16 protein-coding genes and 1 pseudogene are annotated in these 25,304 nt (G+C 58.7%); 9 read left to right on the top strand and 8 right to left on the bottom strand.

Annotated elements, in window-relative coordinates; all coding sequences use genetic code 11:
• Nucleotides 1–508: 508 nt before the first annotated feature.
• Nucleotides 509–745 carry a helix-turn-helix domain-containing protein gene (locus AB5K84_RS21315; RefSeq protein WP_441232633.1) on the bottom strand — a complete coding sequence of 79 codons (237 nt, stop codon included), beginning with the start codon at nt 743–745 and terminating at the stop codon, nt 509–511.
• Nucleotides 746–762: 17 nt separating this feature from the next.
• On the opposite strand from AB5K84_RS21315, the gene AB5K84_RS21310 reads away from it, so the two are divergent.
• The 3 genes from AB5K84_RS21310 (at nt 763) to AB5K84_RS21300 (ending at nt 3,501) form a co-directional block, all read left to right on the top strand.
• On the top strand, nt 763–1,677 hold the full coding sequence (locus tag AB5K84_RS21310) for a helix-turn-helix transcriptional regulator (RefSeq protein WP_441232632.1): 915 nt from the start codon (nt 763–765) through the stop codon (nt 1,675–1,677).
• 217 nt (nt 1,678–1,894) lie between these two features.
• A protein-coding gene (locus AB5K84_RS21305; RefSeq protein WP_085967575.1) for an IS3-like element ISRj2 family transposase occupies nt 1,895–3,024 on the top strand; the annotation gives its coding sequence in 2 pieces (ribosomal slippage) (nt 1,895–2,147 and nt 2,147–3,024; 1,131 coding nt in all).
• Between the two features lie 120 nt (nt 3,025–3,144).
• Nucleotides 3,145–3,501, top strand: coding sequence for a DUF6538 domain-containing protein (locus AB5K84_RS21300; RefSeq protein ID WP_441232798.1), 357 nt, complete (start codon nt 3,145–3,147; stop codon nt 3,499–3,501).
• A gap of 420 nt (nt 3,502–3,921) precedes the next feature.
• On the opposite strand, the gene AB5K84_RS21295 is transcribed toward AB5K84_RS21300, so the two are convergent.
• Together AB5K84_RS21295 and AB5K84_RS21290 are read right to left on the bottom strand one after the other, a co-directional pair.
• On the bottom strand, nt 3,922–5,790 hold the full coding sequence (locus AB5K84_RS21295) for an SPASM domain-containing protein (RefSeq protein ID WP_441232631.1): 1,869 nt from the start codon (nt 5,788–5,790) through the stop codon (nt 3,922–3,924).
• Nucleotides 5,791–5,934: 144 nt separating this feature from the next.
• Nucleotides 5,935–7,371: a glycosyltransferase gene (locus AB5K84_RS21290; protein WP_441232630.1), complete on the bottom strand. Its 1,437-nt coding sequence runs from the start codon at nt 7,369–7,371 to the stop codon at nt 5,935–5,937.
• 352 nt (nt 7,372–7,723) lie between these two features.
• Here AB5K84_RS21290 and AB5K84_RS21285 point away from each other — a divergent pair, with 352 nt between their 5' ends.
• Nucleotides 7,724–8,563, top strand: a complete 840-nt coding sequence (locus AB5K84_RS21285; RefSeq protein ID WP_441232629.1) for an ABC transporter permease — start codon at nt 7,724–7,726, stop codon at nt 8,561–8,563.
• A 2-nt stretch (nt 8,564–8,565) separates the two neighbouring features.
• Nucleotides 8,566–9,978, top strand: a complete 1,413-nt coding sequence (locus tag AB5K84_RS21280) for an ABC transporter ATP-binding protein (RefSeq protein ID WP_441232628.1) — start codon at nt 8,566–8,568, stop codon at nt 9,976–9,978.
• 68 nt (nt 9,979–10,046) lie between these two features.
• On the opposite strand, the gene AB5K84_RS21275 is transcribed toward AB5K84_RS21280, so the two are convergent.
• Nucleotides 10,047–10,511: a hypothetical protein gene (locus tag AB5K84_RS21275; RefSeq protein ID WP_441232627.1), complete on the bottom strand. Its 465-nt coding sequence runs from the start codon at nt 10,509–10,511 to the stop codon at nt 10,047–10,049.
• A 63-nt stretch (nt 10,512–10,574) separates the two neighbouring features.
• Here AB5K84_RS21275 and istA point away from each other — a divergent pair.
• A pseudogene (istA, locus tag AB5K84_RS21270) lies at nt 10,575–11,432 on the top strand (IS21 family transposase); the annotation flags it as partial.
• Between the two features lie 282 nt (nt 11,433–11,714).
• On the opposite strand, the gene AB5K84_RS21265 reads toward istA, so the two are convergent.
• The 4 genes from AB5K84_RS21265 to AB5K84_RS21250 all read right to left on the bottom strand — a co-directional run bounded on the left by AB5K84_RS21265 (nt 11,715) and on the right by AB5K84_RS21250 (nt 20,671).
• Nucleotides 11,715–12,455, bottom strand: coding sequence for a TylF/MycF/NovP-related O-methyltransferase (locus AB5K84_RS21265; protein WP_441232797.1), 741 nt, complete (start codon nt 12,453–12,455; stop codon nt 11,715–11,717).
• A 367-nt stretch (nt 12,456–12,822) separates the two neighbouring features.
• Nucleotides 12,823–14,796: an asparagine synthase (glutamine-hydrolyzing) gene (asnB, locus tag AB5K84_RS21260; protein WP_441232626.1), complete on the bottom strand. Its 1,974-nt coding sequence runs from the start codon at nt 14,794–14,796 to the stop codon at nt 12,823–12,825.
• Nucleotides 14,797–14,864: 68 nt separating this feature from the next.
• Nucleotides 14,865–15,668: a methyltransferase domain-containing protein gene (locus AB5K84_RS21255; protein WP_441232625.1), complete on the bottom strand. Its 804-nt coding sequence runs from the start codon at nt 15,666–15,668 to the stop codon at nt 14,865–14,867.
• 17 nt (nt 15,669–15,685) lie between these two features.
• Nucleotides 15,686–20,671, bottom strand: coding sequence for a glycosyltransferase (locus AB5K84_RS21250; RefSeq protein ID WP_441232624.1), 4,986 nt, complete (start codon nt 20,669–20,671; stop codon nt 15,686–15,688).
• Between the two features lie 239 nt (nt 20,672–20,910).
• Between AB5K84_RS21250 and AB5K84_RS21245 the strand changes: the two genes are divergently transcribed.
• The 3 genes from AB5K84_RS21245 (at nt 20,911) to AB5K84_RS21235 (ending at nt 24,652) form a co-directional block, all read left to right on the top strand.
• Nucleotides 20,911–22,086, top strand: coding sequence for a glycosyltransferase (locus tag AB5K84_RS21245; RefSeq protein ID WP_441232623.1), 1,176 nt, complete (start codon nt 20,911–20,913; stop codon nt 22,084–22,086).
• A gap of 215 nt (nt 22,087–22,301) precedes the next feature.
• A complete protein-coding gene (locus tag AB5K84_RS21240; protein WP_441232622.1) occupies nt 22,302–23,288 on the top strand; it encodes a glycosyltransferase in 987 nt (328 codons plus the stop codon).
• 26 nt (nt 23,289–23,314) lie between these two features.
• Nucleotides 23,315–24,652 (top strand): O-antigen ligase family protein, encoded by a 1,338-nt coding sequence (locus AB5K84_RS21235; protein WP_441232621.1) that lies wholly within the window; start codon nt 23,315–23,317, stop codon nt 24,650–24,652.
• The last annotated feature ends 652 nt before the right edge of the window (nt 24,653–25,304 follow it).

The following is a 25,304-nucleotide window of genomic DNA, read 5'->3' as shown; positions in this document are numbered from 1 at the left end:
CTTAAGTGGAACACCCGCGTCCTGCAAATGCTTCGAGAATGTACGTTATCCGGATGTACTCCCCGCCTCGCGAGCTACGCCACTGGGGTTTCTCGGCACGATTGCCGCCGCCATGGGGCGGAGGAGGATATCCGAAGCTAAGCTCGTCATGACGGAAGATCACTTCCGGGAATGTCATGGGACTGCGCTCAAGGCGCCACGACAGCCAGACCGCGCCCCGGCGCTCAGAAGGCGCGCCGGAGCTGGTCCCCCAGAAGAGCCGCAGGCAAGGCTGCGGACTCTGCAACCACTTCTTGGGGAAAAAAGCGCGATTGTCCCCAACCGATTATCGAAGTTTGAGCTCTCCTTTAGTTTTGCCCCAAATGAGCTACGACCGCCAAAAGGCGCCGCATCCGACAACATCCTTGCCCAACGCGATCCATTGAGCCGACGCAATCCCGATTTACCAATCGGTTCCGCTTCGGCCCATGCCCAAAGATGACCAGGCACGACAGCGGTGGGTTTCGAATTAGGTGCGACTCTTCTTTTGAGGGAGCAGCAACTGGTCAGGGGTGGTCTTTAACGCACGCGCCAAGCGAGCCAGGACCACAACCGTGCAGTTGCGGGTGCCCCGCTCTACTTGGCTGATATAGGTCCGGTCGAGGCCCGCCTCCATAGCTAGATCCTCTTGCGACCACCCCAAGCCCTTGCGGGCCTTACGCACAGCCACTGCCACTACGTCCACGATGCCCGTTTCATCTTCCATTCCGGAAGCAGGCCGACGTGTCGATTATCGGTCTACGGACTATGAGTCTCATTTTTCGCTTGGAATATGTTGACTATCGTCTACAATTGCAGCGACTGATTCAGAGAAATGCAGAAATCCTTAACACCGATTGTATCGTGACCGAGTCGCCAAAGAACGAGATCATCGAGGCCACTTGCCGCATCTACTCCCCCACACACCCAGTCGCGTCCGAAGCGCGCCTGCGCGCTGGGAGGAACAGTATTCGTACGCGCGACAGTCGCCTCAACACCGCTCCACCTTCAAATTCGATCAGGTATTATCGTCGGCGCGCCGGCATGACCCTTGAGGACGTCGCTAAGAACGTGGGCGTCTCGCGCGAAACGATCCGCAAGCTTGAGGAGCGCGATACCTGGCTCGATACCGATCGCACCGCGCAGATCGCGCGCGCCCTCAATGTTCCTAAGGAAGTTCTCGGTTTTAGTTACGCGGCGGATGCCTACGGCTGGGCCGCGAAGCCCTTGCTCGTCGTAGGATCGATCACACCCAACGATGAGATTTCGTTCGGGCAAACCGGCCGCCGCGTTGCCGGCGGCCCCCACCTGCCACCCGGCTCGGTCGCGCTCAACATCAGGCACGGAAAAATGCGCGGATGGCTACTCGTTTATCGCGAAGACAGGTTGGAGCCCATGAGCAGTGACGTTCTGATCCGCCAAGGCTCGAACGAGAATTTCATCTCTCATCTGACCGACGGAACCACTTGGTGGAGGCACATCACGCCTGCGGCCAAGCATAACCTTTTTCACCTCAACTCGCGGCATGTAGATCCACTCAATGACGTTGAAATTGAATGGGTCGCCCAAATCGTAGGTATTGAAGCAGAGCCGTTCGAACTGCCGACTCCGGAGCAGCTCGACGTCGACCTGCGCCTGGCCACCGTTCCCCGCGGCTAGGTGTACCTGCAAATCACTATGGCTGGAGGTCGAGGTCATGCTTACGAAAGGCTCTCGACGCACCAAATCAATCCCGAGCAGACAATGGGCCGAAACCGCAAGAGTGCTCTCGATCCCGACCGTTACCTGAGAGCTGGCCCCGCAAATTCGGACAGTAGCTTGAGTGGATTTTCTGCCTGACAGCGGCGAGGATTCTTGCTGCGAATCAGGAGCGAAGATGACGAAGAAGAGCCGCCGGACGCATTCTCCGGCATTCAAGGCGAAGGTTGCTTTGGCTGCGGTCAAAGGAGACAAGACACTGGCGGAGCTGGCGCAACTGTTTGATGTTCATCCGAACCAGATCACGATCTGGAAAAACCAGCTCCTGGAAGGCGCCGCCGGCGTGTTTGGGCATGACAAGACATCGGCCGAGACGCCGGTCGATTTGAAGGCGTTACATGCCAAGATCGGCGAGCTGGCGTTGGAAAACGATTTTTTGTCCGGCGCGCTCACCAAGGCGGGCCTGCTGAGCGCAAAGCGATGATCGACCGCGGTCATGATCTTTCTATCGTGCGCCAGGCGAAGGTCCTGAAGCTGGCTCGCAGCACGGTCTACTATGAACCTCGGCCAGTTTCGGCCGAGGACCTTGCCTTGATGCGTCGGCTCGATGAGCTGCATCTCGATTATCCCTTCGCGGGAGCGCGTATGCTGCGATCGTTGCTGCGGCGGGAGGGGGTATACGCCGGTCGCCGCCACATCGCGACGCTGATGAAGCGCATGGGGATCGAGGCGGTCTATCGTCGCCCGAACACGAGCAAGCCGGCTCCGGGTCACAAGATCTACCCGTACCTGTTGCGCGGATTGAAGATCGAGCGGCCCGACCATGCGTGGGCAATGGACATCACCTACATTCCGATGCGGCGTGGCTTCGTCTATCTCGCGGCGGTCGTCGATGTGTTCAGCCGACGGGTCCTGGCCCATCGCGTCTCGATCACAATGGAGGCGGCCTTCTGCGTCCAAGCGGTCCAGGAGGCGTTGGCGAAGCACGGCAGGCCCGAGATTTTCAACACGGATCAGGGCAGCCAGTTCACCAGCCTCGAGTTCACCGATGTGCTGCTGGACGCGAAGATCGCCATCAGCATGGACGGCAAGGGCGCCTGGCGCGACAACGTGTTTGTCGAGCGGCTCTGGCGCACGGTCAAATACGAAGAAGTTTATCTCCGCGCCTACGACAGCGTGTCCGAGGCGCGAGCGTCAATTGCCAAGTATCTGGCCTTCTACAATCAGGGACGCCCTCACTCGAGCCTTGACGGGCGCACGCCCGACGAGGCTTACTTCGGCACGCAAGCTATGGTGATGGCCGCATGACCGTCGCCGACGATTTTGTCGTCGCTCTGGTCGGGCTACGCCCTCCCGACGCAACGACAAAATCGTAAAGCCCCGCGTTCAGCATAACCCGGCAGGAATCCACTTAAATCCAGCGGGGCGCTGTCCAAACAACCGGGGCCAGCTCTCCTGCTCTGCCTGAAAGGCAACTATTTTTATCGTCGCCGGATACCAACAGAGGTTCAGAAGGTCGACGAACGAGGGCACACGATCAAACTTTCCCTCAAAACTAACAACGGTGCACTGGCTCGAGTCCTTCGCGACATGTACGAGACGGCCGACAACGAGCTGTGGGGATTCATGATAGCCGGGGGTGACGCCCAGTTCGCTCGCGAGCGATATCAATCGGCCGTGCGACGAGCCAAGGCCATTGGCGTTCTCTGCCAACCGATCATGAAAGGCCTTGCAAATAGGCGGTCACCGCTATCAGCCCGCCGACGTCCGGAGAGAAAAACCTAACCATTTGGGCGCAGAAGACCAACACCAAAGGAAATAGAGGCATATTGCGTGACGAGCCGAGAACGAGAAGGCGAACCGTTCGTGCCCAGATTGATTAGCCAAAATGCGGACCGCGACATCGATATCGCTCGGACTAAACAACAGGTAGCGCGACAACTTGCCAATGTAGCCGCAGCATTCCTGCGCACTATGGCGGGAAGCCCGTCAGCCGCACCGATAATGCAGAGTGTTCTAGACCTGGTCGATGCTCAAAGGCGGCTCGCATCTCTTACCGGTTGCTTCCTCGACCATGAGGAAGAAAAACAAGCACTCCGCCTTATGGAAGCCCAGCGTCCTTCCAGGGATTGCGATAGCCCACCATTCTGGACGATCTTCTTATACGAGCCCCAAAAACCTAGTATTACCTTAGTGCATCGACCTTTACGTTCGGACGTACCGCGCCAACTGCTTCATCAAGCTGATTGCTCTGCGCTCGTATCCGGCGGTCGCGACGGCTGTCTCAGTAAATTCTGGGGCATATAAGCTGCGATAAATTTCGAAGATCTGAACAGGATCCGTTATGTGATGACCATCGGTCGTCGAGTCCCCATAATTCGCCCAGTTTATGTTGCGCGGCCTCTGTACCCCACTGAATTTCGGAAGGAGGTAATTTACAGTAAGCGTTACACCATCCTCCGTCTTAAACGACCCTGAACTAATATTGCTCGCAGGCTCCATGACGTCGTGTACGAAGTCCAATCGCACCACCTTCTCATCTCGAAGGTACTTACGAGGCACTCGTAACAAACCCTCACGCATTCCCGCAGCCAATTCCACGTACGCCCTCGGTTCACCGGCGGTGTAGGCAATCAGGGCCGGTCGTCGCATCTTGACGAGCGAACCATAAGCATCTTCGATTTCGCAGACGATTGTGACGGTGTCCGAATAATCCTCTTTGGCGGCATTGAGGAGCCTCTCGATTTCGACCAACATGCCTTCAGGATCGACGCGAGTAACCGCAGGGCGTCCACGCAGCTTCGCAGCGCGAACTAATTCCTTCGCATTGTTAATGGCTCTTTGCCATCCCTTCGTTTGCCTCGAAAAATCCGAGAAAACGTTCAATTGCTCGGTGACGGGATAGATAACAACCGGAGAGAGATTAAGTCCAACATCGTGTTGGATAGCAAAGTCAATGTTATCTGCGAGCTCTGACATGTTCGACTTGCAGACAATCATTCCCACTGAATAGATCCGGCTGGGAGCGTCATAAGTATCAAGCAGTCGTTTGAAATTGCTCCAAACCCTGTCGAACTTCGCACCTGCCCGAATCTGTTCGAAGGTCGCCGGGTTGAAGCTGTCGATCGAAACAGACGCGTTTATCCGGGGAAATTTGGCGAGCTTCAGAGCTTCCTCAGGCGTGATCATGGTGCCATTCGATGTGAAGCCAAATGCGAGGTTGGGGTTGTCAGCAGTCTCGAAGCCGTCAATGAAGGAGCGGAACTTCTTGATCAGATAGGGCTCTCCACCATGCCAAATGAACTGCGTCAAATACGGCACCTTGGCTAACACGGAGGGAACCGTTTCAGGCCGGTGTTGCACCTTGGTGACTCGAACGACGTTTTGACTACAGCTCGGGCAATCAATATTGCAGTCCGCCGTAGAAATCAGCGAGATCATACTGGGTTCGGCAAAGATTTCGGCATTGCCAGCTTCATACTCGCTATAGGCAGCCTTCAAATTGCGCCCTGACGTCGATTCAGCGACCAGCCCGCTGATCGCAACGCGCGACTGATCATGAACGAGTTCATAGGTCCGCCCGGACGCAATGGGATCAGCGTTGTCGGAGGATGAGAAGTAGAGCCACCCCTTCCAAACCGAGTATCGGCCTCTACCGATCTTGCGAATGTCCTCGTGCAGCGCATTCCCACCAGAAAGCGGCTTGCCGTCCTCCAAAAGCTTGACCGCGTCGTCGGCACCCCCGATTTTCGCGAGGAAGGCTTCCGGAATTTTGGTAAGGTAGCAAAAGCCGGATTCGTGGGCATACTCGACAGGCCAGCTGAAACCTGGAAACGTCCCAGTTGATCGGTAGGCGAGGCAATTGCCGCATGGGTGCCCCTCTAGCTGCCCCGAGGCAACCTTCTTTCGCAAATCGTTATACGCTTCCCCATGCCAAATCTCATCCAGTGAGTTGGCATTGGAGTTGCCAAGCGGTTTCCCGAAATTCCCGTAGCCAGACCAATAGCAACACGGCACGACCTCGCCAGTGAGATCGATGATCATTTGTTGCCATGGGTAAGCACAGCGCGTCATCAGAATCCTCTAGGCTATGGACTGAAGCGCTCGACTGAGCGGCCGGTCTACCTGCCAGCGTCTACTTTTGCTTGAACCCTCTTTACGTTCTCCCGTCAAGGATGAACGCAACCGGAACAACAACGAGGCCCCCTGGCAATGCAATCAAGCGGTTGGCTCCTCGTAAAGAGCCAAAGTTTCTTCAACCATTCGTTCAAGGCCGAATCGCGCCCTAACGAAATCAGGGCCTACGGTGGCTTGACCTCGACTAATCCTTCCGGCCAGCACGCTCACGATAGCGTCGGCTAACGCAGCTGCCATCCCGTGCTTCCCAACCTTATCCTCCCTCACAAGTAGACCCATCTCCCCATCGATCATCGTCTCTGGAACGCCACCAGCGTCTGTCGCGACGACCGGTACACCAAGACTGCCTGCCTCGAGCAGAACATTTGGAGTTCCCTCGATCGAGGAGGTCAGCAGTAGGACGTCGAGCGCCGCGATCGCGACTCGCGCTTCACTCGTGTTTCCAGGCATAAGGAGGCGGTCCTTAAACCCCGCGCGTGTGGAGGCCTTCAGAATTTGGTTCCGCATAGTGCCCTCGCCAAATACTACGAACCGCGTGTTGGGAATTTTTCGGTGTACATTAACTGCGGCCTCCAGCCAAAGCAGAGGCCGCTTTTCCTCCTGGAGGCGAAACATCCCTCCCACGAGGAACTCCCCCGGAAGCAGCCCAATTTTTTTCCGGAATGCCGCGATTTCCTCGGCTGACGGGACGACGAAAGCTTGGGTCGAGATTCCATTCCGTACAACACGGATTGCACTGGTCTGGATGGAGAGCCATTCTGCGTAGCTCCGGGCTCCCGCCGCGCTGTTGTTGGTTAGCAGTACGGATCCGTGCTCTACAAGAACTCGATAGGCTGCTCTCATGTAGGGCCGCGCGTGGCTAAAGTGCTCCGGATGAAGATTTCGGCCGCTTGCGATGATCCGCGGTGTGCCGACGGCGAGCGCCGCGAACGCCGCGCCGATACCGGGCGCATCCTGGAACCCATGCACGACGTCCGGGCGGGCTGCATGCAGTTCAGCAGCAAGACGAATGATGTCGCCCCTGACATCAAGGGGCGCCCACTTCAAACTTTCTCGGAATGCGTCAAAATGGCTTTGTCCGCTTACTTCGATCAGACGGCGCGCTGCATTCGCCAGAGGCATTGCATTTCGGACCACCAGCCGCTCTAGGCCAGCCACCTCATCGAGAAAGAACCGCAATTCGCGCCGCTCTTCACTCCGCAGTGTCAAGACCAACACCGCCCGGTTCCGGGCGGCTAGTTCACGCGCGAGGTTGACAATCTGACGCTCAGCCCCACCCGCTAACAGGGACTCACCAACAATAGCGATCGAAAGCGGCGTCGCGTATCGACTGTTCGTGCACGACGGCGCGGACAGCAAAGTCGGGAGTGCAACCGGCGCATCCAACATACGCGCCTCGATACGGCGTACCAGCCAACGACCAGCATGACCGGCCAAGTGGTGCAGGCGCGCAGGCAACACCCGTCGAAGATGCGGCCGCACGATTTGCAAATGACCTGCTAATTGCCTGACACGCAACGGACGACTCCTGGGCGGCTCAACCTGGCAGTCCTATCACCTGCGCGGCGGTGCCGTACAGGCACTCAGGACGAAAGGGAGCTTCCAGAAAGGCACCGGACATGGACAGCATGGTCAGGTCGCGGTCCATCCGAAGCCACTGATCAGTCTCCCGACCAACTTTAGGCACCGCTATCAAGTTAGCCGAGCTTCGACTTTTTGACCATTTGGCCCCCCAGCGGACCGGTCTAGCCTTGTACTGGATGGTCAAGCGAGATATCGGCTGTGGAGAGCGAGACCGGCTCTATTCCCTCATGGATTGCAATGTTATCTCGCTTTTCTGGGGTTGAAGGATGATGACGGAGAGAACTTCATGATCGCGGCGCGCATCTTCAGTCCCATCGGGACCCTGCTGGCGCTGCGCGACGGCCTATTAACCATTCGCCACAACGGAGGACTTGTCCTCCACATGACGATTCGTGAACTCCATGACCGGTACGCGGGACAGATCCTCGGAATTGCTTGGACTATCGGCACGCCATTGCTGGCCATGGCGACCTACGTCTTTGCCTTTACCTTCATCTTTCAACAAAGGCTTGGAGTAGACGATTCGGGAAATGGCTATACCGCCTATGTGCTCGGAGGCTTGGTGCCTTGGTTGGCCATGACCGATGTGCTCTCCCGAGCGCCGGGTGCCGTATCGGGAAACGCGAGCCTCGTTAAGCAAATCGTTTTCCCATCAGAGGTGCTCCCGCTGCGGGTGGCACTCGCAAGTATTCCCCAGCTCCTAGTCGGCCTCGCAGTCGTTCTTGTGATCTCTGCACTTGCGGGGCGGTTGCACCCTCATGCCATCGTTTTGCTTCCAGCCGCCCTTGTCATCTATGTGCTCACAATGGCTGGGCTCGCCTATATCCTCGCGGCGATCGGAGTATTCGTCAAGGACGTCCGCGAGATCGTGACGTTCGCAACCTCGATTGGACTTTTCCTCCATCCGGTCCTCTATTCGCCGGCCTCGACTCCGAAATGGCTCTTGCCGATTTTCTATGCCAGTCCGGCAAGCCATCTCGTTTGGTGCTTTCGCGACGTGTTGATCGAGGACCGCATCACGCATCCCTGGTCATGGCTTGTTGCCAGCGTCTTTTCGGTCTTCGTTTTTGCAACGGGTTGGCGCTTCTTCCGCATGCTTCAGCCCAGCTTCGGAAATGCAATCTGACCATGGATAAGACCGCAATCGGGACGCCCGCAGCCGTTCGCGTTTCGGGACTCGGCAAGACTTACCGCGTGTGGCGCCGTCCATCGGACATGCTGCTAGAGGCACTGGCCTTTAGGCGCCGTCACACGGAATTTCAGGCTCTCAGTGATATTTCCTTCGAGCTGCCGCCAGGCTCGGTTACTGGCATCATGGGTCGCAATGGCGCGGGCAAGAGCACGCTGCTGCGGATCGTGGCAGGTACGCTCGATGCCACGGCAGGGACCGTAGATGTTAGGGGACGAATCGCAGCGATCCTAGAGCTCGGGACAGGCTTCTCACCGGAATACACCGCAAGGGAGAATATCTACCTGGGTGGAATGTGCCTCGGCCTGAAGCACCGCGACATCGAGAAGCGGTTCGATGAAATCGTGGCCTTCGCGGAAGTCGGCGATTTCATCGACCAGCCGTTTCGGACATTCTCCAGCGGAATGCAGGCTCGCCTCACCTTCGCCGTAGCGACCTGCGTCGATCCAAGCATTCTTATCATCGACGAGGCACTCGCCGTCGGCGACGCGCGCTTTCAGGTAAAATCGTTCGACCGTGTGCGCGACTTCAAGCGTCGCGGCAAGGCTATCCTGCTGGTCAGCCATGACACAAACCAGATCGCCTCGATCTGCGATAGGGCCATCCTGCTGGAGAAAGGGCGTATTATCGCCGACGGTCCACCGCAGAAGGTATGCAACATCTACCACGAGATGCTGTTTGCCCCGAAGCAGACGGTCTCGCTGCCTGAGGGTCCCGCGGCATCGATCGATGAACGCCGCGAACACGAGAGGCACGGAACCGGAGACGACGCTTCCCGTGCGTCCCTGCCCCCGCCTGCGGAAACGGTGGAGACAGTCCTTCTCGAAGCTGGGTCCGACGGTTGGTTCACTCCGCCGGCAGGTGAGGCCGGTCCTGCCGAACACCGTTATGGCGACCACTTGGCACAGATCGAGGCCATTGCGATAACGGACCTTGATGGACGACCGATCAGTCGCGTCAAGAGCCTCGGAACATATCACCTCGCTTGCCGGATCAAGGCCAACGCCGACGTAGGTCCCCTCGTATTTGGATGGCTCGTCCGGGACAAGCGCGGTCTCGACCTGTTCGGCTGGGACATGCAGACCGGCAATTGCGAGCCGATTCCACCGATGAGGGCCGGCGAAATGCTGAAGGTCGTTATCCGCTTTCAAGCCAATCTGGGAGCCGGCAGCTTTTTTGTCACTGCAGCAGTCGCCGATACCAACCAGCACAAACATGACGTTCGTTTCGAGGCACTTGAAATGCTAGTTGAAGGCTCCTCCGACATCTACGCGACCTCCGTCGCCAATCTCGGGCCGAGACTCGTTGAAGCGTCTCTCCAGGCCCAAATCGCCGATGAAAAATCGCGTTGAGTTAATTGATCGCAGATCGCGGCGTCTCCGTCACACACCCGGAACAGTTCGCACCTGATGACCTCTGTTCAGAACCGGAAGTAGATGAAGGTCTGCGGCTGGTCGCTGTTGATGATCGCGATCGCGATGATCAACAGCGAATAGACAAGAGCCCTCGCATGCAGCGGCGCCGAGAGGAAAACCTCGCGCAGCGGAACGGCCTGGGCAACGAACTGCCAGATCCAGGCCGCCGCCATGCCTACGAAAACCAGCGCCTCGCCAAAGGTCAGAACGCCCGCAGGACCGAAAAACATGGTAACGACGAGCTGCTCCGCGGCCGCAACGCTATCGGCCCGGAAGGGTATCCAGGTCATCACGATGAGCTGGAATACGAAGAAATTCATTAGGATCCGCCGACTCAACGACGTCTTCGTTTTAAGCGGAATACCCCCAGTCACGGCGCGCTCGACCGATAGCAGCACTCCGTGCAACCCGCCCCAGACTGTCATTCGGCCTGCAATATTGACCCCCTGAGCCGGGGGATCGGCGTCCAAAATTGACCCCCTACAGATTGGTCTGTTGCGCTGCCTGCTTTGGAACGAAGCAGGTGGTGGGGGATGCTGATCGTGGAGACGATTGCCCGGATCCGGCGCGAGCATTTCATCAAGGGCAAGACGATCAAGGAGATTGCCCGTGACCTGAAGGTGTCGCGGAACACGGTCCGGAAGGTGCTGAGGTCGGGGGAGACCTCCTTCGAGTACGAGCGGCAAGTGCAGCCGCGGCCAAAGCTGGGACGATGGGCAGTAGAGCTTGAGGGGCTGCTGGCGGCGAACGCGGCTAAATCGGCTCGTGAACAGCTGACGTTGATCCGGATCTTCGAAGAGCTGCGCGGCCGCGGCTATGGCGGCGGTTACGATGCGGTGCGGCGCTACGCCAGACGGTGGAGCGAGGAACGCGGGCAATCGACCGCGGCCGCTTATGTCCCGCTGAGCTTTGCCCCAGGCGAAGCCTACCAGTTCGACTGGAGCCACGAGGTGGTCTTGCTGAGCGGCACCACGGTGATGGTGAAGGCCGCCCATGTCCGGCTCTGTCACAGCCGCATGCTGTTCGTGCGGGCCTATCCGCGCGAGACCCAGGAGATGGTGTTCGACGCCCACGACCGGGCGTTCGCGCTGTTCAAGGGCACCTGCAGCCGCGGCATCTACGACAACATGAAGACCGCGGTCGAGACCATCTTCGTCGGCAAGGACCGTCGCTACAATCGCCGCTTCCTGCAGATGTGCAGCCACTATCTGGTCGACCCGGTGGCTTGTACGCCGGCCTCGGGCTGGGAGAAGGGGCAGGTCGAGAACCAGGTTGGGCTGGTCCGGGAACGCTTCTTCACGCCGCGGCTGCGGTTCAAGACGTTGGACGAGTTAAGCTCGTCGTTTCGCAAGACGGCTTCGGCAATGTCGAGATGTCGGGCCTTCTCGGAGGCGTGGCGCGTCGAGATCGAACGCCGTATGCAGAGCAAGGATCGAGACCTGATGCCGCCGAAGTGCTTGCTGTGCCCGATCGCGTATCCCGACACGGGTGTGGACGCGACAGAGGGAAAAATGACGGGCGATCACGTCATAATAGGGCTCGCGAGCCTTTCCTATTCGTTTCTACGCCAAGCGCTGCGAGACCGCTCCACGAGTACGACGTGCCTTCGGCGTCAGGCCGCGCGCGAAGCGCGCCAAACGGGGCGAGCGCGCGATCCGCCCTCTCCCGCGCCGCTACCGTCCGGGAAAGATGACCAGCCCCTGGCCGGTCGGAAGATGGATAATTTCCTCGTCCTTGTCAGCGAAGAACTGGTCCATGGCGGTACGTGCTCCCGGGCAGCTCGCGAATCCGTAGTCGTCGCACAGAATGATGCCGCCGGGGAGCATCCGTTGGTAAAAGAACGAGAGGCTCTCGCGCGTCGGCTGAAAGAGATCGACGTCGATGTGAACGAAGGCGAACCGGTCTGCCGCGACGTCGAGGAAGCGCTCGGGTATCCAGCCGGGATGCATGACGACGCGATCCGACCACTCGGCCAGGTTTGCACGAACCTCTTCGAGGCCCGACGCCATGTCGCCGGCCCGCCAATAAGAGCCGTCGACCGAAGAGGGGGCGGACAATCCGGAGAAAGAATCGAAAAGGTGCAGCTTGAGGTGCGGCGCTCCATGCAAGTGGAGCGCTTTTGCCGTGAGGTATGCCGTCGCGCCGCGATAGACACCGCATTCGGCAAACGCGCCTCCGAGCGATATGGCATGTCGCGCAAGCTGTGCCACGGTCCACCGGCGATCATAGGCCCGATAGTTTCCTTCGCTGAACCGTTCATAAATTGCGGCGAACTCCGGGTCCTCGAAATATGTGCGGCCGAACTCGCTGATTCTCGTGCTGGGCACCAGCAGATTGAACAGCCGCTCCGCCAGCTCGAAACGTTGATAATCGGTCTGGAGCGACGAAACGGCGTTGGACGCCTCGCGCAGCATGCGAGCTGCACCCTCGCCTTCGGGCTCGACCAAGAGTTCGTAGCGACGGCCGTTTTCGCTCGCCGAAGTGCCGTCTGACGACGAAAGATATAGCTGACGCCCCCAGTGCGAGAAGCGTCCCCCTCCGAGCGTCTCGATCTCGGAATGCAGGGCGTGTGCCGGTCCGAGCTCGAGTCCATCTTCAAACAGCCTCGCGGTCGACACGTTCGGCGTCATGACGCTGTCGCCCGCCGGAACGCCGTCAGGCAATTCCACAACCTGCCTGAATCCCACGGTCCGTTGAGGCGACGGAAGTCGCCAGAGGCGCGCGCGGCTGGTCATGCGATCGATCGAACCTCCGTCGGGGTCGCGTTAAAGCGCCGCAATCTCAATTCAGCGCAAGTCGTGCCGCCGTCGCCTGCGCGCCGTCCATCCACCGGCGCTTCCAGGCCTGGAACATGAGCACGCACCAAAGACGATATTGCCAATTGATCTGACCGGACAAATGCTGCTGCCAAGTTTCGCGGATAGGGACGGGATTCAGGATGCCGTCGGCCTCCATTCTCTTCGGATCAAGCAGATCCTCCGCCCATTCCCGCAACGGACCCCGCAGCCATTGGTCGATTGGCATCATGAAGCCGGTCTTGGGCCGGTCTATGAGGTTTCTCGGAACACGATCGTAGAGCACCTGGCGCAACAGCCATTTCGCCTCGCCGCCGCGCACAAGCATATGCTCCGGCAGACCCAGCGTGAACTCGACGACCCCCTGATCGAGGAGCGGCACGCGGGCCTCGAGGGCAACAGCCATGCTGGCCCGGTCTACCTTCACGAGGATGTCGTCGGGCAGATAGGTCAGCGTGTCGAGCATCTGGAAACGACGTATCGGCTTGGGGAGGTCGTCGCGGAGAGCACCGAACCAGATCGGATCGTCCTCGTGCAGCACGTCTCGTACAATCATCCCTGGATCCGGCCATTGTCCGACGATCCCCTGGAAGATGCGCTCCTCTGCACCTCGTGCCAGAAGATCGGCCAACCTCTTGGCTCTGCCGGCGAGCGGCGACTGTCCGTATCGTTTCGGCGTGAGTGGCTCGAGCGCTCGCCATACGGCGTTGGGCATATTTCGCAACGCGGCCATCGCTGCCGGCCGCAACGCGTGCGGTACCACCTTGGTCGCACCGAGGACTTCGTTCGCGATCCGGTAACGCGTGTATCCGGCCAGCAGCTCGTCGCCACCGTCTCCGGATAGAGCGACGGTGACGTGGCGCCGGGTCAGCTTGCACAAGAGGTAAGTCGGCACTTGCGACGCGTCCCCGAAGGGTTCGTCATAATAGTCCGGAATGAGCGGAATCGTTTCCACTGCATCGGATGGCGACACGATCAGTTGGTGATGGTCCGTCCCCAGATGACGCGCGATGGCCGCAGCGTGCTGCGATTCATCGTATTCGGCTTCCTGGAATCCAATCGAGAAGGTCCTCACGGGCCTGCTCGAGGCCTTCTGCATCGAGGCGACGATCGTGGAGCTGTCGATGCCGCCCGACAGGAAGGCTCCGAGCGGAACGTCCGACACCATGCGCCTGGCAACCGCTTCGTCGATCAACTCCTGAAGCCTGGTCTTGGCCTCATGATCCCCAAGCGACACCGGGGCGCGCTGCGCGGCAGCGGCCAGCTCGCGGATGTTCCAGTAGAGGCTTCTATCCGTAATTCGACCCTCGACAAAGTCGATGCGCTCGGCCGGCCTCAGGCACTCGACACCGGAATAGATCGAGCGTGGGGCAGGCACGTAGCCGAAGCGCATGAAGGCGGCAAGGCTCGTTCGATCGACCTCGGGTGACCACCCCGGCAGCGCGAAGAACGATTTCGGTTGCGAGCCAAAGAACAAGGCGCCATTCGATCTTCCAAAGTAGAGCGGTTTCTTGCCCATGCGGTCACGAATCAACGTGAGGCGCCGATGCACGCGGTCATAGTAGGCGATGGCAAACATGCCGTTCAGCCTCGGCAGCGTGGCGTCGATTCCCCACGCCTCGAACGCCTCCAGCATGACCTCAGTATCCGAGTGTCCCCGGAAGCGATGTCCTTTTGCTTCCAGCTCCCTGGCAATCTCGGCTGCGTTGTAAATCTCGCCGTTATACGCAATGACGGAGCGGCCGGAACTCGACACCATAGGTTGATGCCCGGCTTCACTCAGGTCGATGATCGCGAGCCGCCGGAAAGACAGGACGAGACCTGCGTCAGGCTCGTCGAGCACGCCCCAGTCATCCGGCCCGCGATGCTCTATCGCAAGTCCCATGGCACGAGCGATGCGCTTGCGCACGACCGGCGCAAAGCGACGATCCAGATCGATAAACCCAGCTAGTCCACACACGTCTGCGCTCTCTGCCGTTGTTGCCAGGGCACGGCTGTGCCCTCCGAATGGTTCGAAGACATCCCGGTCTAGTGGCCCGTTGCGGCTGGCTTCCCGGCGACGCGCGATTCCCGGCTCTTGATCTCGAATAGATGGCATGCGCTGCCGAGCACGCGCGAAAGCCTTTCGCGGCGTTCCAGGGTCCAGCGCGTGTTGAAGGTCATGTTTCCGGTATAGAACAGCCCCATGGGCTCATCCCTGATGATCTCAAACCCGTTGGCGTAGAAGTTCCGGCGCCACCAGCTCGGGTGGAAGATCCAGGTTTCGGAGATGATGTTGCCGCGCTCGCCGTGTCGGCGCTGGCCGAAGGGAGCCGCAAGGTGCCGGCCAGCCGGATGCCACGCGCCCGCCAGGCGTTTGATTTCCGCAAGAGAGAGAGGCCAGCGCGGCTTGAGCTGATCGCCGATGGTGCCAGCGTACTGGACCGCCGTCGGGAACGCGGAGAGTGTCGTCCAGAACCGCCAGGCATGCGTAGGCAGAACGTGCAGGGCATATCCGGTCGGCTTAAGGACGCGCTTGATCTCACTGTGCATCTGGACGAGATCAGGCACATGTTCGAGCACGTTGGACGAAAACACGACATCGAAGCTCGCATCCGGGAATGGAATGCGCCGGCCGTCGAAATCGACGATCGGAAACATCCGATCCTGTGCGTAGTTCGAGCTTGGAATCTCGATGGCCTCGACCTGAAACCCGCGACGCTTGAGCTCCACCGCCTGCTGCCCGGTGCCCGCTCCGACTTCAAGAACCCGAGCGCCAGCCGGCCGCAGATGCCCGGCGATCTTCTCAATCTCGGCGGACCGAAGAACGTTAAGGTGATCAACTGAGAACATAATTATCGTGACCCGAACTAGCCCTTGTTGATACTATAAACGTCGAGCGTTTCAGCGAGCATTCGCTCCATTCCGAACCGCTCGAGGACAAACCTCGGGCCAGCGTCGCGGACCCGGCAGCACCAAGCCCGATCCGCCAGCGCCCGCACCGCTTTGGCTGCAAGATCATCAGGGTCGGCGGAACTGGCTACAAACCCAGTGACGCCCTCGTCGATCGTCTCGCGCGTGCCTCCCGCATCGGCGGCAACCACTGGCACGCCGACAAGGCTGGCTTCAAGCACTACGTTCGGCGTGCCCTCGAACTCGGACGTCAGCAGGAACAAGTCCATGACTGCAAGCCCGAGCGCTGCATTCGCGACAGTGCCAGGCAAGTGCAGCCTGTCAGCGAAGCCCTTCTCCCGAGCGTAAGCAAAGACTTCGTCCTTCATGGGACCAGTGCCAAACACCACAAATTGGTAATCGGGCCGCTGGGCCGCGATGCGGCCGGCCGTCTCGATCCATAGAAGCGGCCTCTTCTCGGGATAGAAGCGAAAAATCGATCCGATGACAGGGCGACCTTCCGCCAGGCCGACGCTCGACTTAAACTCGCGCACCGTCTCTTCTGGCGGTAAACATATCTCCGTCGCGTCAATGCCGTTCCGAATGATCCGGTATCGATGGACCGGCAGGCCGAGCCACTGGGCATAATCGCGAGCGCCCGCCTCGCTGTTGTTGAGCATGACGATCTCTGCACACCGGGCAAGCTCCCGGTAGCCATCAGCCATGTATGGACGATGGTAGGCAAAGCGCTTCGCCGCCATATTGCGACTGGACACGATTATTCGCGGCACGCCGACCATACGAGCCGCGAACCCCGCGGAAATCGAAAGCGCATCCTGCCAAACGTGCACAACCGATGGCTTGAGTTGGGCAAAGTCACCAGCGAACATGAGGATCTCCTCCTGCACGTCGACGGGAAGCCATGCGATCGTTTCTCGGATCCGGCGCTCAAGCCCGGGGCACATCCGTGTAAGATGGCTACGCGACTGCTTCAGATCGATGACATTCCGGATCTCACCCGGGAAATCCGCAAGTGACGACTTGTAGAAATCATAGTCGGAGCTGTAGCCGAGGCGTACGCATAGCAAATGGGGGGCGCGGCCCTGCCGCTCGGCCAGACCACGCAGCGTATTTACGACCTGTCGTTCGACGCCGCCCCACGCGAGCGCATTGTTGCAGAGGACAATTGGACCGTTCTTGAATGCCGATTGAAGGAATGCGGGCTGAAAGCTCGATAGCAAGCAATGCCGGCTGTCGAACAAGGGCTTGTCGCTGCGCGCAAGAGCGCTTTCCATCGCTAGAGCGTGCCTTGACAAGCGAGCTTTCATCGAGCGAGGCAAAATGGTCCGCGCTGTTGGCAGGACAGCGCTCGCAGTCGAAAAGACTGCCACCCGGGCAAAGCGTCCCAACCTCGAACCTTTCGAGGGAAGTGCTGCGATCGCCACATAGCGTCGGCCGTTGTGGCGCGGGTCCTGGCCGTCCGAGCTTGAGAACAGCAAGTCACGCCCCCAATGCGAGAACCGGCCCTCACCCAGCGTAGCGATCTCCTCGTGCAATGCGTGGGCGGGGCCAAGCGATACGCCGTCTTCGAATAGCTCCAGCGTCGAGCGGGACGGTTGATGCTCGTCATCTCCCGCGGCAAAGGTCCGCGGCAGCGCGATCCGGCAACGCTGGCCTTCCACGATCTGGATCGCATCGGGCCGCAGTTCCCAGACCAGCATCGAGGCGTCCCCCGCCCCTAAACGCTCGTCCAAATTCGCCGTCCGCACCGGCACGGCTTCTGCGATCGCCACATAGCGTCGGCCGTTGTGGCGCGGGTCCTGGCCGTCCGAGCTTGAGAACAGCAAGTCACGCCCCCAATGCGAGAACCGGCCCTCACCCAGCGTAGCGATCTCCTCGTGCAATGCGTGGGCGGGGCCAAGCGATACGCCGTCTTCGAATAGCTCCAGCGTCGAGCGGGACGGTTGATGCTCGTCATCTCCCGCGGCAAAGGTCCGCGGCAGCGCGATCCGGCAACGCTGGCCTTCCACGATCTGGATCGCATCGGGCCGCAGTTCCCAGACCAGCATCGAGGCGTCCCCCGCCCCTAAACGCTCGTCCAAATTCGCCGTCCGCACCGGCACGGCTTCTGCGATCGCCACATAGCGTCGGCCGTTGTGGCGCGGGTCCTGGCCGTCCGAGCTCGAGAACAGCAAGTCACGCCCCCAATGCGAGAACCGGCCTTCACCCAGCGTAGCGATCTCCTCGTGCAATGCGTGGGCGGGGCCAAGCGATACGCCGTCTTCGAATAGCTCCAGCGTCGAGCGGGACGGTTGATGCTCGTCATCTCCCGCGGCAAAGGTCCGCGGCAGCGCGATCCGGCAACGCTGGCCTTCCACGATCTGGATCGCATCGGGCCGCAGTTCCCAGACCAGCATCGAGGCGTCCCCCGCCCCTAAACGCTCGTCCAAATTCGCCGTCCGCACCGGCACGGCTGCTGCGATCGCCACATAGCGTCGGCCGTTGTGGCGCGGGTCCTGGCCGTCCGAGCTTGAGAACAGCAAGTCACGCCCCCAATGCGAGAACCGGCCTTCACCCAGCGTAGCGATCTCCTCGTGCAATGCGTGGGCGGGGCCAAGCGATACGCCGTCTTCGAATAGCTCCAGCGTCGAGCGGGACGGTTGATGCTCGTCATCTCCCGCGGCAAAGGTCCGCGGCAGCGCGATCCGGCAACGCTGGCCTTCCACGATCTGGATCGCATCGGGCCGCAGTTCCCAGACCAGCATCGAGGCGTCCCCCGCCCCTAAACGCTCGTCCAAATTCGCCGTCCGCACCGGCACGGCTGCTGCGATCGCCACATAGCGTCGGCCGTTGTGGCGCGGGTCCTGGCCGTCCGAGCTTGAGAACAGCAAGTCACGCCCCCAATGCGAGAACCGGCCCTCACCCAGCGTAGCGATCTCCTTGTGCAATGCGTGGGCGGGGCCAAGCGATACGCCGTCTTCGAATAGCTCCAGCGTCGAGCGGGACGGTTGATGCTCGTCATCTCCCGCGGCAAAGGTCCGCGGCAGCGCGATCCGGCAACGCTGGCCTTCCACGATCTGGATCGCATCGGGCCGCAGTTCCCAGACCAGCATCGAGGCGTCCCCCGCCCCTAAACGCTCGTCCAAATTCGCCGTCCGCACCGGCACGGCTTCTGCGATCGCCACATAGCGTCGGCCGTTGTGGCGCGGGTCCTGGCCGTCCGAGCTCGAGAACAGCAAGTCACGCCCCCAATGCGAGAACCGGCCCTCACCCAGTCGGGCCACGTCGACATGAGCAGAATGTGCTGGCCCCAGTTCTCTGCCATCCTCGAACAGTCTCAGCATTGATCTATCGGAGCACTCCTGGTCATCTCCCAGCGCAAAACGGGGAGATAACTGTAGATGGAAGGAGTTCATTTCAACGTGCCTCGCATCATCCGCGGCGAGTTCAAGCGTCTCGTAAAAGCGCTTTCCGGACACGCGCATCGCGGAAGTAAATGATCGGGCAGCCTGAGGCGGTGTCGCGATCCGACGTTCAAAATCCGACAGAACACGCGGCGAAACAATCGCGTCGCCAGCCCTGTGAGCAACCGCAATTAGATTGCGTGCATTGGACCCCGCATAATGTCGCGAGGAACCGAGTATCTCCTCCAGCTCAGGAGAGCGCCCGTGCTCCGCTCCGGCAAGATCCACCTCATAAAGGACATCCACCTCAAATCCATGCTTTCGTAGGAACGAATCAAGTTCCGACGAGGAGAAGCGGCGCATATGTTGCCATCGATGAAAGAGCAGATCCCCGAAAGGAGAGTAGACTATCGCTCGATCAAGATCCTCCGAATTGGGGACCGAGAAAATAACGCGCCCTCCTGGTTTTAGGGCTGCGGCAAGAGAGGCAAAAAACCTTGGCAGGCTTTCCTCAAGCACATGCTCGATCACCTCACAGGCAACTATCGCATCAAAGCTACTATTGTGGTTTTGATCCAACCGATCGATATGGCCGAGATAGGCAGGGAAATGAGCGAGCCTAGCCTTGAGTTGTCGAGCGCGCTCCTGCGCGGGCTCGAGTGTCGCAACTGCATAATTTGATTCAGCCAGGATTTCGGCCATGTGGCCTGCCCCAGCCCCTATATCGAGGTGACGTCCGCCCGGTACGAGCCACGGCTCAATCCCGCGCAGGAGCACCCGCCCCAACACCTTACCAAAGCTCAAATCGTCAAGGGCTGTACCGGCAATCCGCGACCAGAAGTTCGCGACGCTCGTATCACTCCACTTCCAACTCTCCATTGCCGGTTCGGGTACGGCCGCCAAATTGCGACGCCTTTCGAGCCACTCATTTACCCTTCTGAGGGCGACAGCATCCCGATGAGGAATCAACGCGAGCTGCGCGATTGCGAAAAGGGTTGTCCCAGCGCCGATATGGGCATAAGCGGCCTTGGCAAACTCGGGATCAACTTTAGTATGATGCACGAGCGCGCATTCTTCGAGCTCCACCTCAAGAGTCGCAACCGTCTTAAGACCTGCCCAGGCAAGGAAATCACAGAGCGATACCCGATCGAAGGATCGAACTCGTTGGCCACAATGAAAGATTATGCCCGTCTTCGGACACGCGACTTCGTTCTGCTCGAGCCGCTCATCATTCTGCACTGCCACCACAACGTGACCACCGGGGACTACGGCTAGGCGCAGCATCTCCAGGAACGGCTCAACTTCTTCCTCAAGAAGACATTCGGCGAGTCCAACGGACACAACGACATCAAAAAGAGGCTCGGCGACGCTTGGAATCGACCCTAACCACTTATCAGGCAACTTGGCTCCGGCAGCCGATCTGACCCAACCGCCAATGTCAGCTCGCGCTACGGAATATCCAACTTTCAACAACGCTTCCGCGAGCGCAGAATCGCGGTCGCCAACCAGGAGCACGCGCGCGCTCACCGGGAATCGACGGACCAGCAGGTCAGCGATCAACTTAGCCGCGCGAGATGGCCAGCGAGACGCCTCCAAGTCACGAGCGTAACAAGCCGTCCAGAAGGTCTCGACACTTTCAGCGGTCCAAACCGATTTGTCCGCCCCCTTTGAAATCAAACGATCCATAGTTGCAATTTACCCCAGGACCGGTTATTCCATTCTACACGCAGGGGCAAGAGCAACTCCAATCTTCAACTAGGAACTGTCAGAGTTCTGATCGCTAAGTCTTGGGGGGCTTAGTGCGCATTGTGCACGTCATTACTGGCCTTGGATTCGGTGGTGCTGAGGCGAGCCTTTGTTCACTGATCGAAGAGAGCCACAATAAGAATAACAAGCTTAAGCATATTGTCGTATCAGTCTTGTCCGGCGGACCGCTTCGACCGAGGTTAGAACAAGTTGGAGCGCAAGTTATCGAACTTTCCGGTGAGAGAGGGGCGGCCGGCCTTCTTGCACTACGCCGACTTGCGTCCGCCATCGCTCAGGCCAAACCTGATGTTGTTCATGCTTGGATGTATCACGCAAACGTCGCCACCGCGGTCTTGCGGCGCCTCAATTATTTCAAATGCCCGCTAGTTTGGTCAATTCGACAATCTATCGACGATCCAACTCTTGATCGTCGATTGACGCGAGCGATCATTAGTTTCGGCGCGTGGATTTCAAGCTCCTCCGATCTGATCGTCTATAATTCATTTGATTCTGCGCTCACCCACATGGCGCGAGGCTACTCCCCTGACCAATACGCGGTAATTCATAACGGGGTAAACTGCGATCGCTTTAGGCCTCGATCAGACGCTGGAGCCACACTTCGCGCGCAACTCGCTCTAGCGCCGGACGCCTTCCTTGTTGGCCGCATCGCCCGCTATGCGCGAATGAAGGACTTTGAAACTCTCATCGTCGCCTTCGGGAAAGTCAGGAGGTCGATCCCGCAGGCATGCCTTCTATTAGTCGGAGACGAAATCGAAGGAAACATTGAGCTTCAGTCGCTTTGCCGAAACAGCGGGGCTTCAGATCACATTCATTTCATGGGCCCTCGGCTCGATATCGAGATGGTCTATCCAGCGCTGGACGTAATGGTGTCATCGTCTCGCTCCAACGAAGGCTTCCCCAACGTTGTCGGCGAGGCTTTAGCAAGCGGTACCCTTGTTGCAGCTAGTACATCAGGCGACGGCGCGCTGATACAGGGTGCTCATGAAGTCGTTCCGCCCCAAGACAGCACGGCGCTGAGTGAGGCCATCATAAAGCTAGGACGTCTCGACGCGCGTGAAAAGTCGTTGTGCGCGCGCAATGGACGCAAGTTCATTATGGAGAACTTCTCACTTGAACAATGCTACGAAAGTTATCGCGAACTCTACTACCGATTGGCTGTGAAGCGCCCTATCGATGATGACCGTAACCCTGACTTCAATCGTACGTAGAAATGAGTGGAATTTGCGCCGTGACTCCGAGAGTACAACTTGAGAAGCCGGCCTCAAGCCGGACAAGACGAATAGCATTTCTCGCCAACGACACGTCCTTCTTCTTCCGGCACTTTATCCCAGCTATAGAGGCCGCTGCGGCCGACCAAGCCAGAATATTTGCGCTGCTCCCAACGACGCCTGACAATCGGGTGCGTAGCCGCTACAAGGGATCAATGGACGTTCTTGAGACGCCCCAGATGCAAAGGAAAAACCCTTCCTGGGCCTTCGCGAGAAAGGTCTTGGCGATTGTTGCGATCTTGCGCCACGTTAAACCCGATATCGTCGTGGGCTACTCGATCCGTTCGATCATCGCACTTACCATTGCATTCCCACTGCTAAGCGCGAAACGGTACGTCTTCGTTGTAACTGGGCTCGGAACAACGGATATCGCGAGGGATCAAAAGTCTCGACTGTTCCGAGCCATCTTCTACCTGCTCATGAGGTGCGCCAACCGCTCTTCTAAAGTTTGGTTCATTTTCGAGAATCAATCAGACGCCACCCGAATCGGCATTCTTCCTACAGCGAGACTTCGCCATCTCAACCTGATGGGAGCCGGGGTTGATCCAGATGAGTTTCGTCCGGAATCAAAGCCACAAACTCCACCACTGCGGCTTGCGACCGTCGGGCGCTTGGTTTGGTCGAAAGGAACAGACCTTGCCGCCGATGCCGTCTCGTCCCTAGTCGAGGAAGGCTATGAGATATCGTTGGATATTTATGGCAGCCCCGATCCAGCGAACCCGCTCCCCGTCAAGGAATCCACTATTGACGAATGGATCAACAACCATCCTGGCGTGCGCTATCGCGGATATGTGGACGATGTACCCCGGATCTGGCGCGAGCACCACGTCGGGATCTTTCCCACCCGTGGGGGGGAAGGACTTCCTCGCGCGCTGCTTGAGGCAGCGGCGAGCGGCGTGCCGACAGTTGTCACGTGTGTTCCCGGTTGCGAAGATTTCGTGCGCGATGGGATAGAGGGCTTTATCGTCCAGCCCGACTCGGTTGAAGAACTCAAGGCAGCTATCAAGAAGTTCGTTCACGACCCTCTATTGATCACGAAGTTGGGGCAGGCAAGCCGGGACCGTGTGTTGCAAACCGCGACAAACGAGATTGTTAAGCGACAATACACATCAATTTTCAGCTTAGAACATAGTGATAACTAAGTTGCCTAGCGACGGCGTAAGACTAGATGACCAGCAAGCCCTTTTCGCAATCAGGCCCTTCCGAAGGACCACGATGGCTGGACCGATTGCAGTCCGACCGGGCCTCCAGAATATTCTCAGCGCTTGCCGATTTCTTCGCCGCGTTGATCGCGGCGTCTCTTCCATGGTCGACGACTACAACTGCAATCTTGGTCGGCCTGTGGTTGCTCGTTGTTACGCCGACAATCAGCTGGCCTGACTACTTCCGCTGCCTGACTAAGCCAGCTTTTGCATTACCGTTTGCGTTCCTTCTCCTCAGTCTGCTTGGTGTCTTCTGGGCCGACGCAGAATGGGCAGACCGGCTACACGCCATTAAGCCAATTGCAAAACTAATTATCATTCCACCACTTCTCTATCATTTCTCACGATCGGAACGGGCCTCTTGGGTAGCTGTGGCCTTCCTAATTTCTTGCGCGCTCCTTGCGGCGCTCTCTTGGGCAACGTTGTTTGACCCAAGTTGGAAGCTTGCTGCCACAGCGTCAGAAGGCGTCCCAGTCAAAAACTACATTGACCAAAGCCAAGAATTTACCTTGTGCGCATTTGCGCTCGCGCTTCCTGCGCTGAACTTCTGGCGCGCTCACCGTTTGGCTGCCGCCGCCGCTTGCATTGCGTTGATTTTGTTCTTCGTCACGAACATGATTTACGTTGCCACCGCCCGCACTGCACTTATCTGCACGCCCGTTTTGTTGGGCCTATTTGCATGGCGCTATCTGAGCCGGAACGCCTCCCTGCTTCTGCTTGCAGCCGCACTTGTAATGGGCGCGATCGCATGGACAACGTCGCCCTATCTGCGCCAGCGGATCATCAACGTCTCCGTCGAATACAAAAACGAACAACAAGATTTGAATCAAGCTTCTACCGCCCGCCGCTTGACCTACTGGCGAAAATCCATCGCGTCCTTCATTGAATCGCCTTTGTTCGGCCATGGCACGGGCTCGATCAAGCGTCAGTTCGAACATGCGGCATCTGAACAAAGCAGCCTGGATGCTGAAGTCGTCAGCAATCCGCACAATCAGACGCTTTACGTCGCCATTCAGTGGGGAGTCCTAGGGATTGTCCTGCTCTACAGTATGTGGCTTACACATATGAAGCTTTTTATGAGAAGAGATACTGCTGCTTGGATTGGTCTTGTCGTCGTCGTGCAGAACATGACAAGTTCACTCTTCAACTCTCACTTGACGGACTTCCACGAAGGTTGGATCTACGTGCTCGGGGTTGGCGCCGTTGGCGGGCTCGCATTGCGTGGAATCACCGACGCTTCATGTGCAAATCGCGGCGGCACGGGAAAGTGCCATGGGCCGTCGGCTTTACCAAGACCATCTTAAACCTCCCCTATGGCTCTTCATGGGCGTGCTCGCTGTCGGCATGGTCATGAGAATCTTGAAGTTTGCGCCGCATTTCGAGAGGATCTTCGAATGGTTCTTGCGTTGTCTAGCTTGCGAACTGGATAGCTGTGGATTCGCCTTCGAACGATTGGCCAACAAGGAGCCACGCCTCACCCGATGATCCTTTCGTCGCCGCACGACCACACGCGCAAGGGAGAGCGGAGCCGGTGATCCGGGTCTTGCGCGTCGTCGGTATTTTGGCGCAAACGCCTCAAGAACTTTGAAAGGAGATTACATGGCGCGATATAAACCCGTACACCCGACCGGCCATCTTCCCCCTTGAGCGCTTCATGCCGAGCTAGGTGGGGCCATCCTTGAAAGCCGGCACAAGTACTATGAGCTGAGCGAGCAGATGCGGCAGGTGAGTCGAGCAACTACCCTTGCCAAGGATGCAAACGAACACATCGCCTCTGTCAGTTACCAAGAATCGTGTTCAGTTCGACAAATTTGAATTGAGCGATCACGGACAGTGACGCCCGATTGAAGCATGCCATCCGCAGGTCCGCTTGGTAAGATCCTAGCCTCCTTCTCGGCGCCATGATTATGTTTTCTCGAAACGGCATTCGTCCACGACTCCCGCCTATAGATTTGG

It is taken from the genome of Bradyrhizobium sp. 1200_D9_N1_1 (genome assembly GCF_052075915.1).
GTDB classification, from domain to species: domain Bacteria; phylum Pseudomonadota; class Alphaproteobacteria; order Rhizobiales; family Xanthobacteraceae; genus Bradyrhizobium; species Bradyrhizobium diazoefficiens.
Note: the sequence above shows the minus strand (reverse complement) of the source record. Positions and strands in the feature narration are given on the sequence as shown.

Coding starts and splice junctions, on each gene's coding strand:
- AB5K84_RS21315 (WP_441232633.1), bottom strand. CDS start 745: ATGGAAGATGAAACGGGCATCGTGGACGTAGTGGCAGTGGCTGTGCGT.
- AB5K84_RS21295 (WP_441232631.1), bottom strand. CDS start 5,790: ATGACGCGCTGTGCTTACCCATGGCAACAAATGATCATCGATCTCACT.
- AB5K84_RS21285 (WP_441232629.1), top strand. CDS start 7,724: ATGATCGCGGCGCGCATCTTCAGTCCCATCGGGACCCTGCTGGCGCTG.
- AB5K84_RS21280 (WP_441232628.1), top strand. CDS start 8,566: ATGGATAAGACCGCAATCGGGACGCCCGCAGCCGTTCGCGTTTCGGGA.
- AB5K84_RS21265 (WP_441232797.1), bottom strand. CDS start 12,455: ATGCTGCGCGAGGCGTCCAACGCCGTTTCGTCGCTCCAGACCGATTAT.
- AB5K84_RS21255 (WP_441232625.1), bottom strand. CDS start 15,668: ATGTTCTCAGTTGATCACCTTAACGTTCTTCGGTCCGCCGAGATTGAG.
- AB5K84_RS21240 (WP_441232622.1), top strand. CDS start 22,302: ATGGACGTTCTTGAGACGCCCCAGATGCAAAGGAAAAACCCTTCCTGG.
- AB5K84_RS21235 (WP_441232621.1), top strand. CDS start 23,315: ATGACCAGCAAGCCCTTTTCGCAATCAGGCCCTTCCGAAGGACCACGA.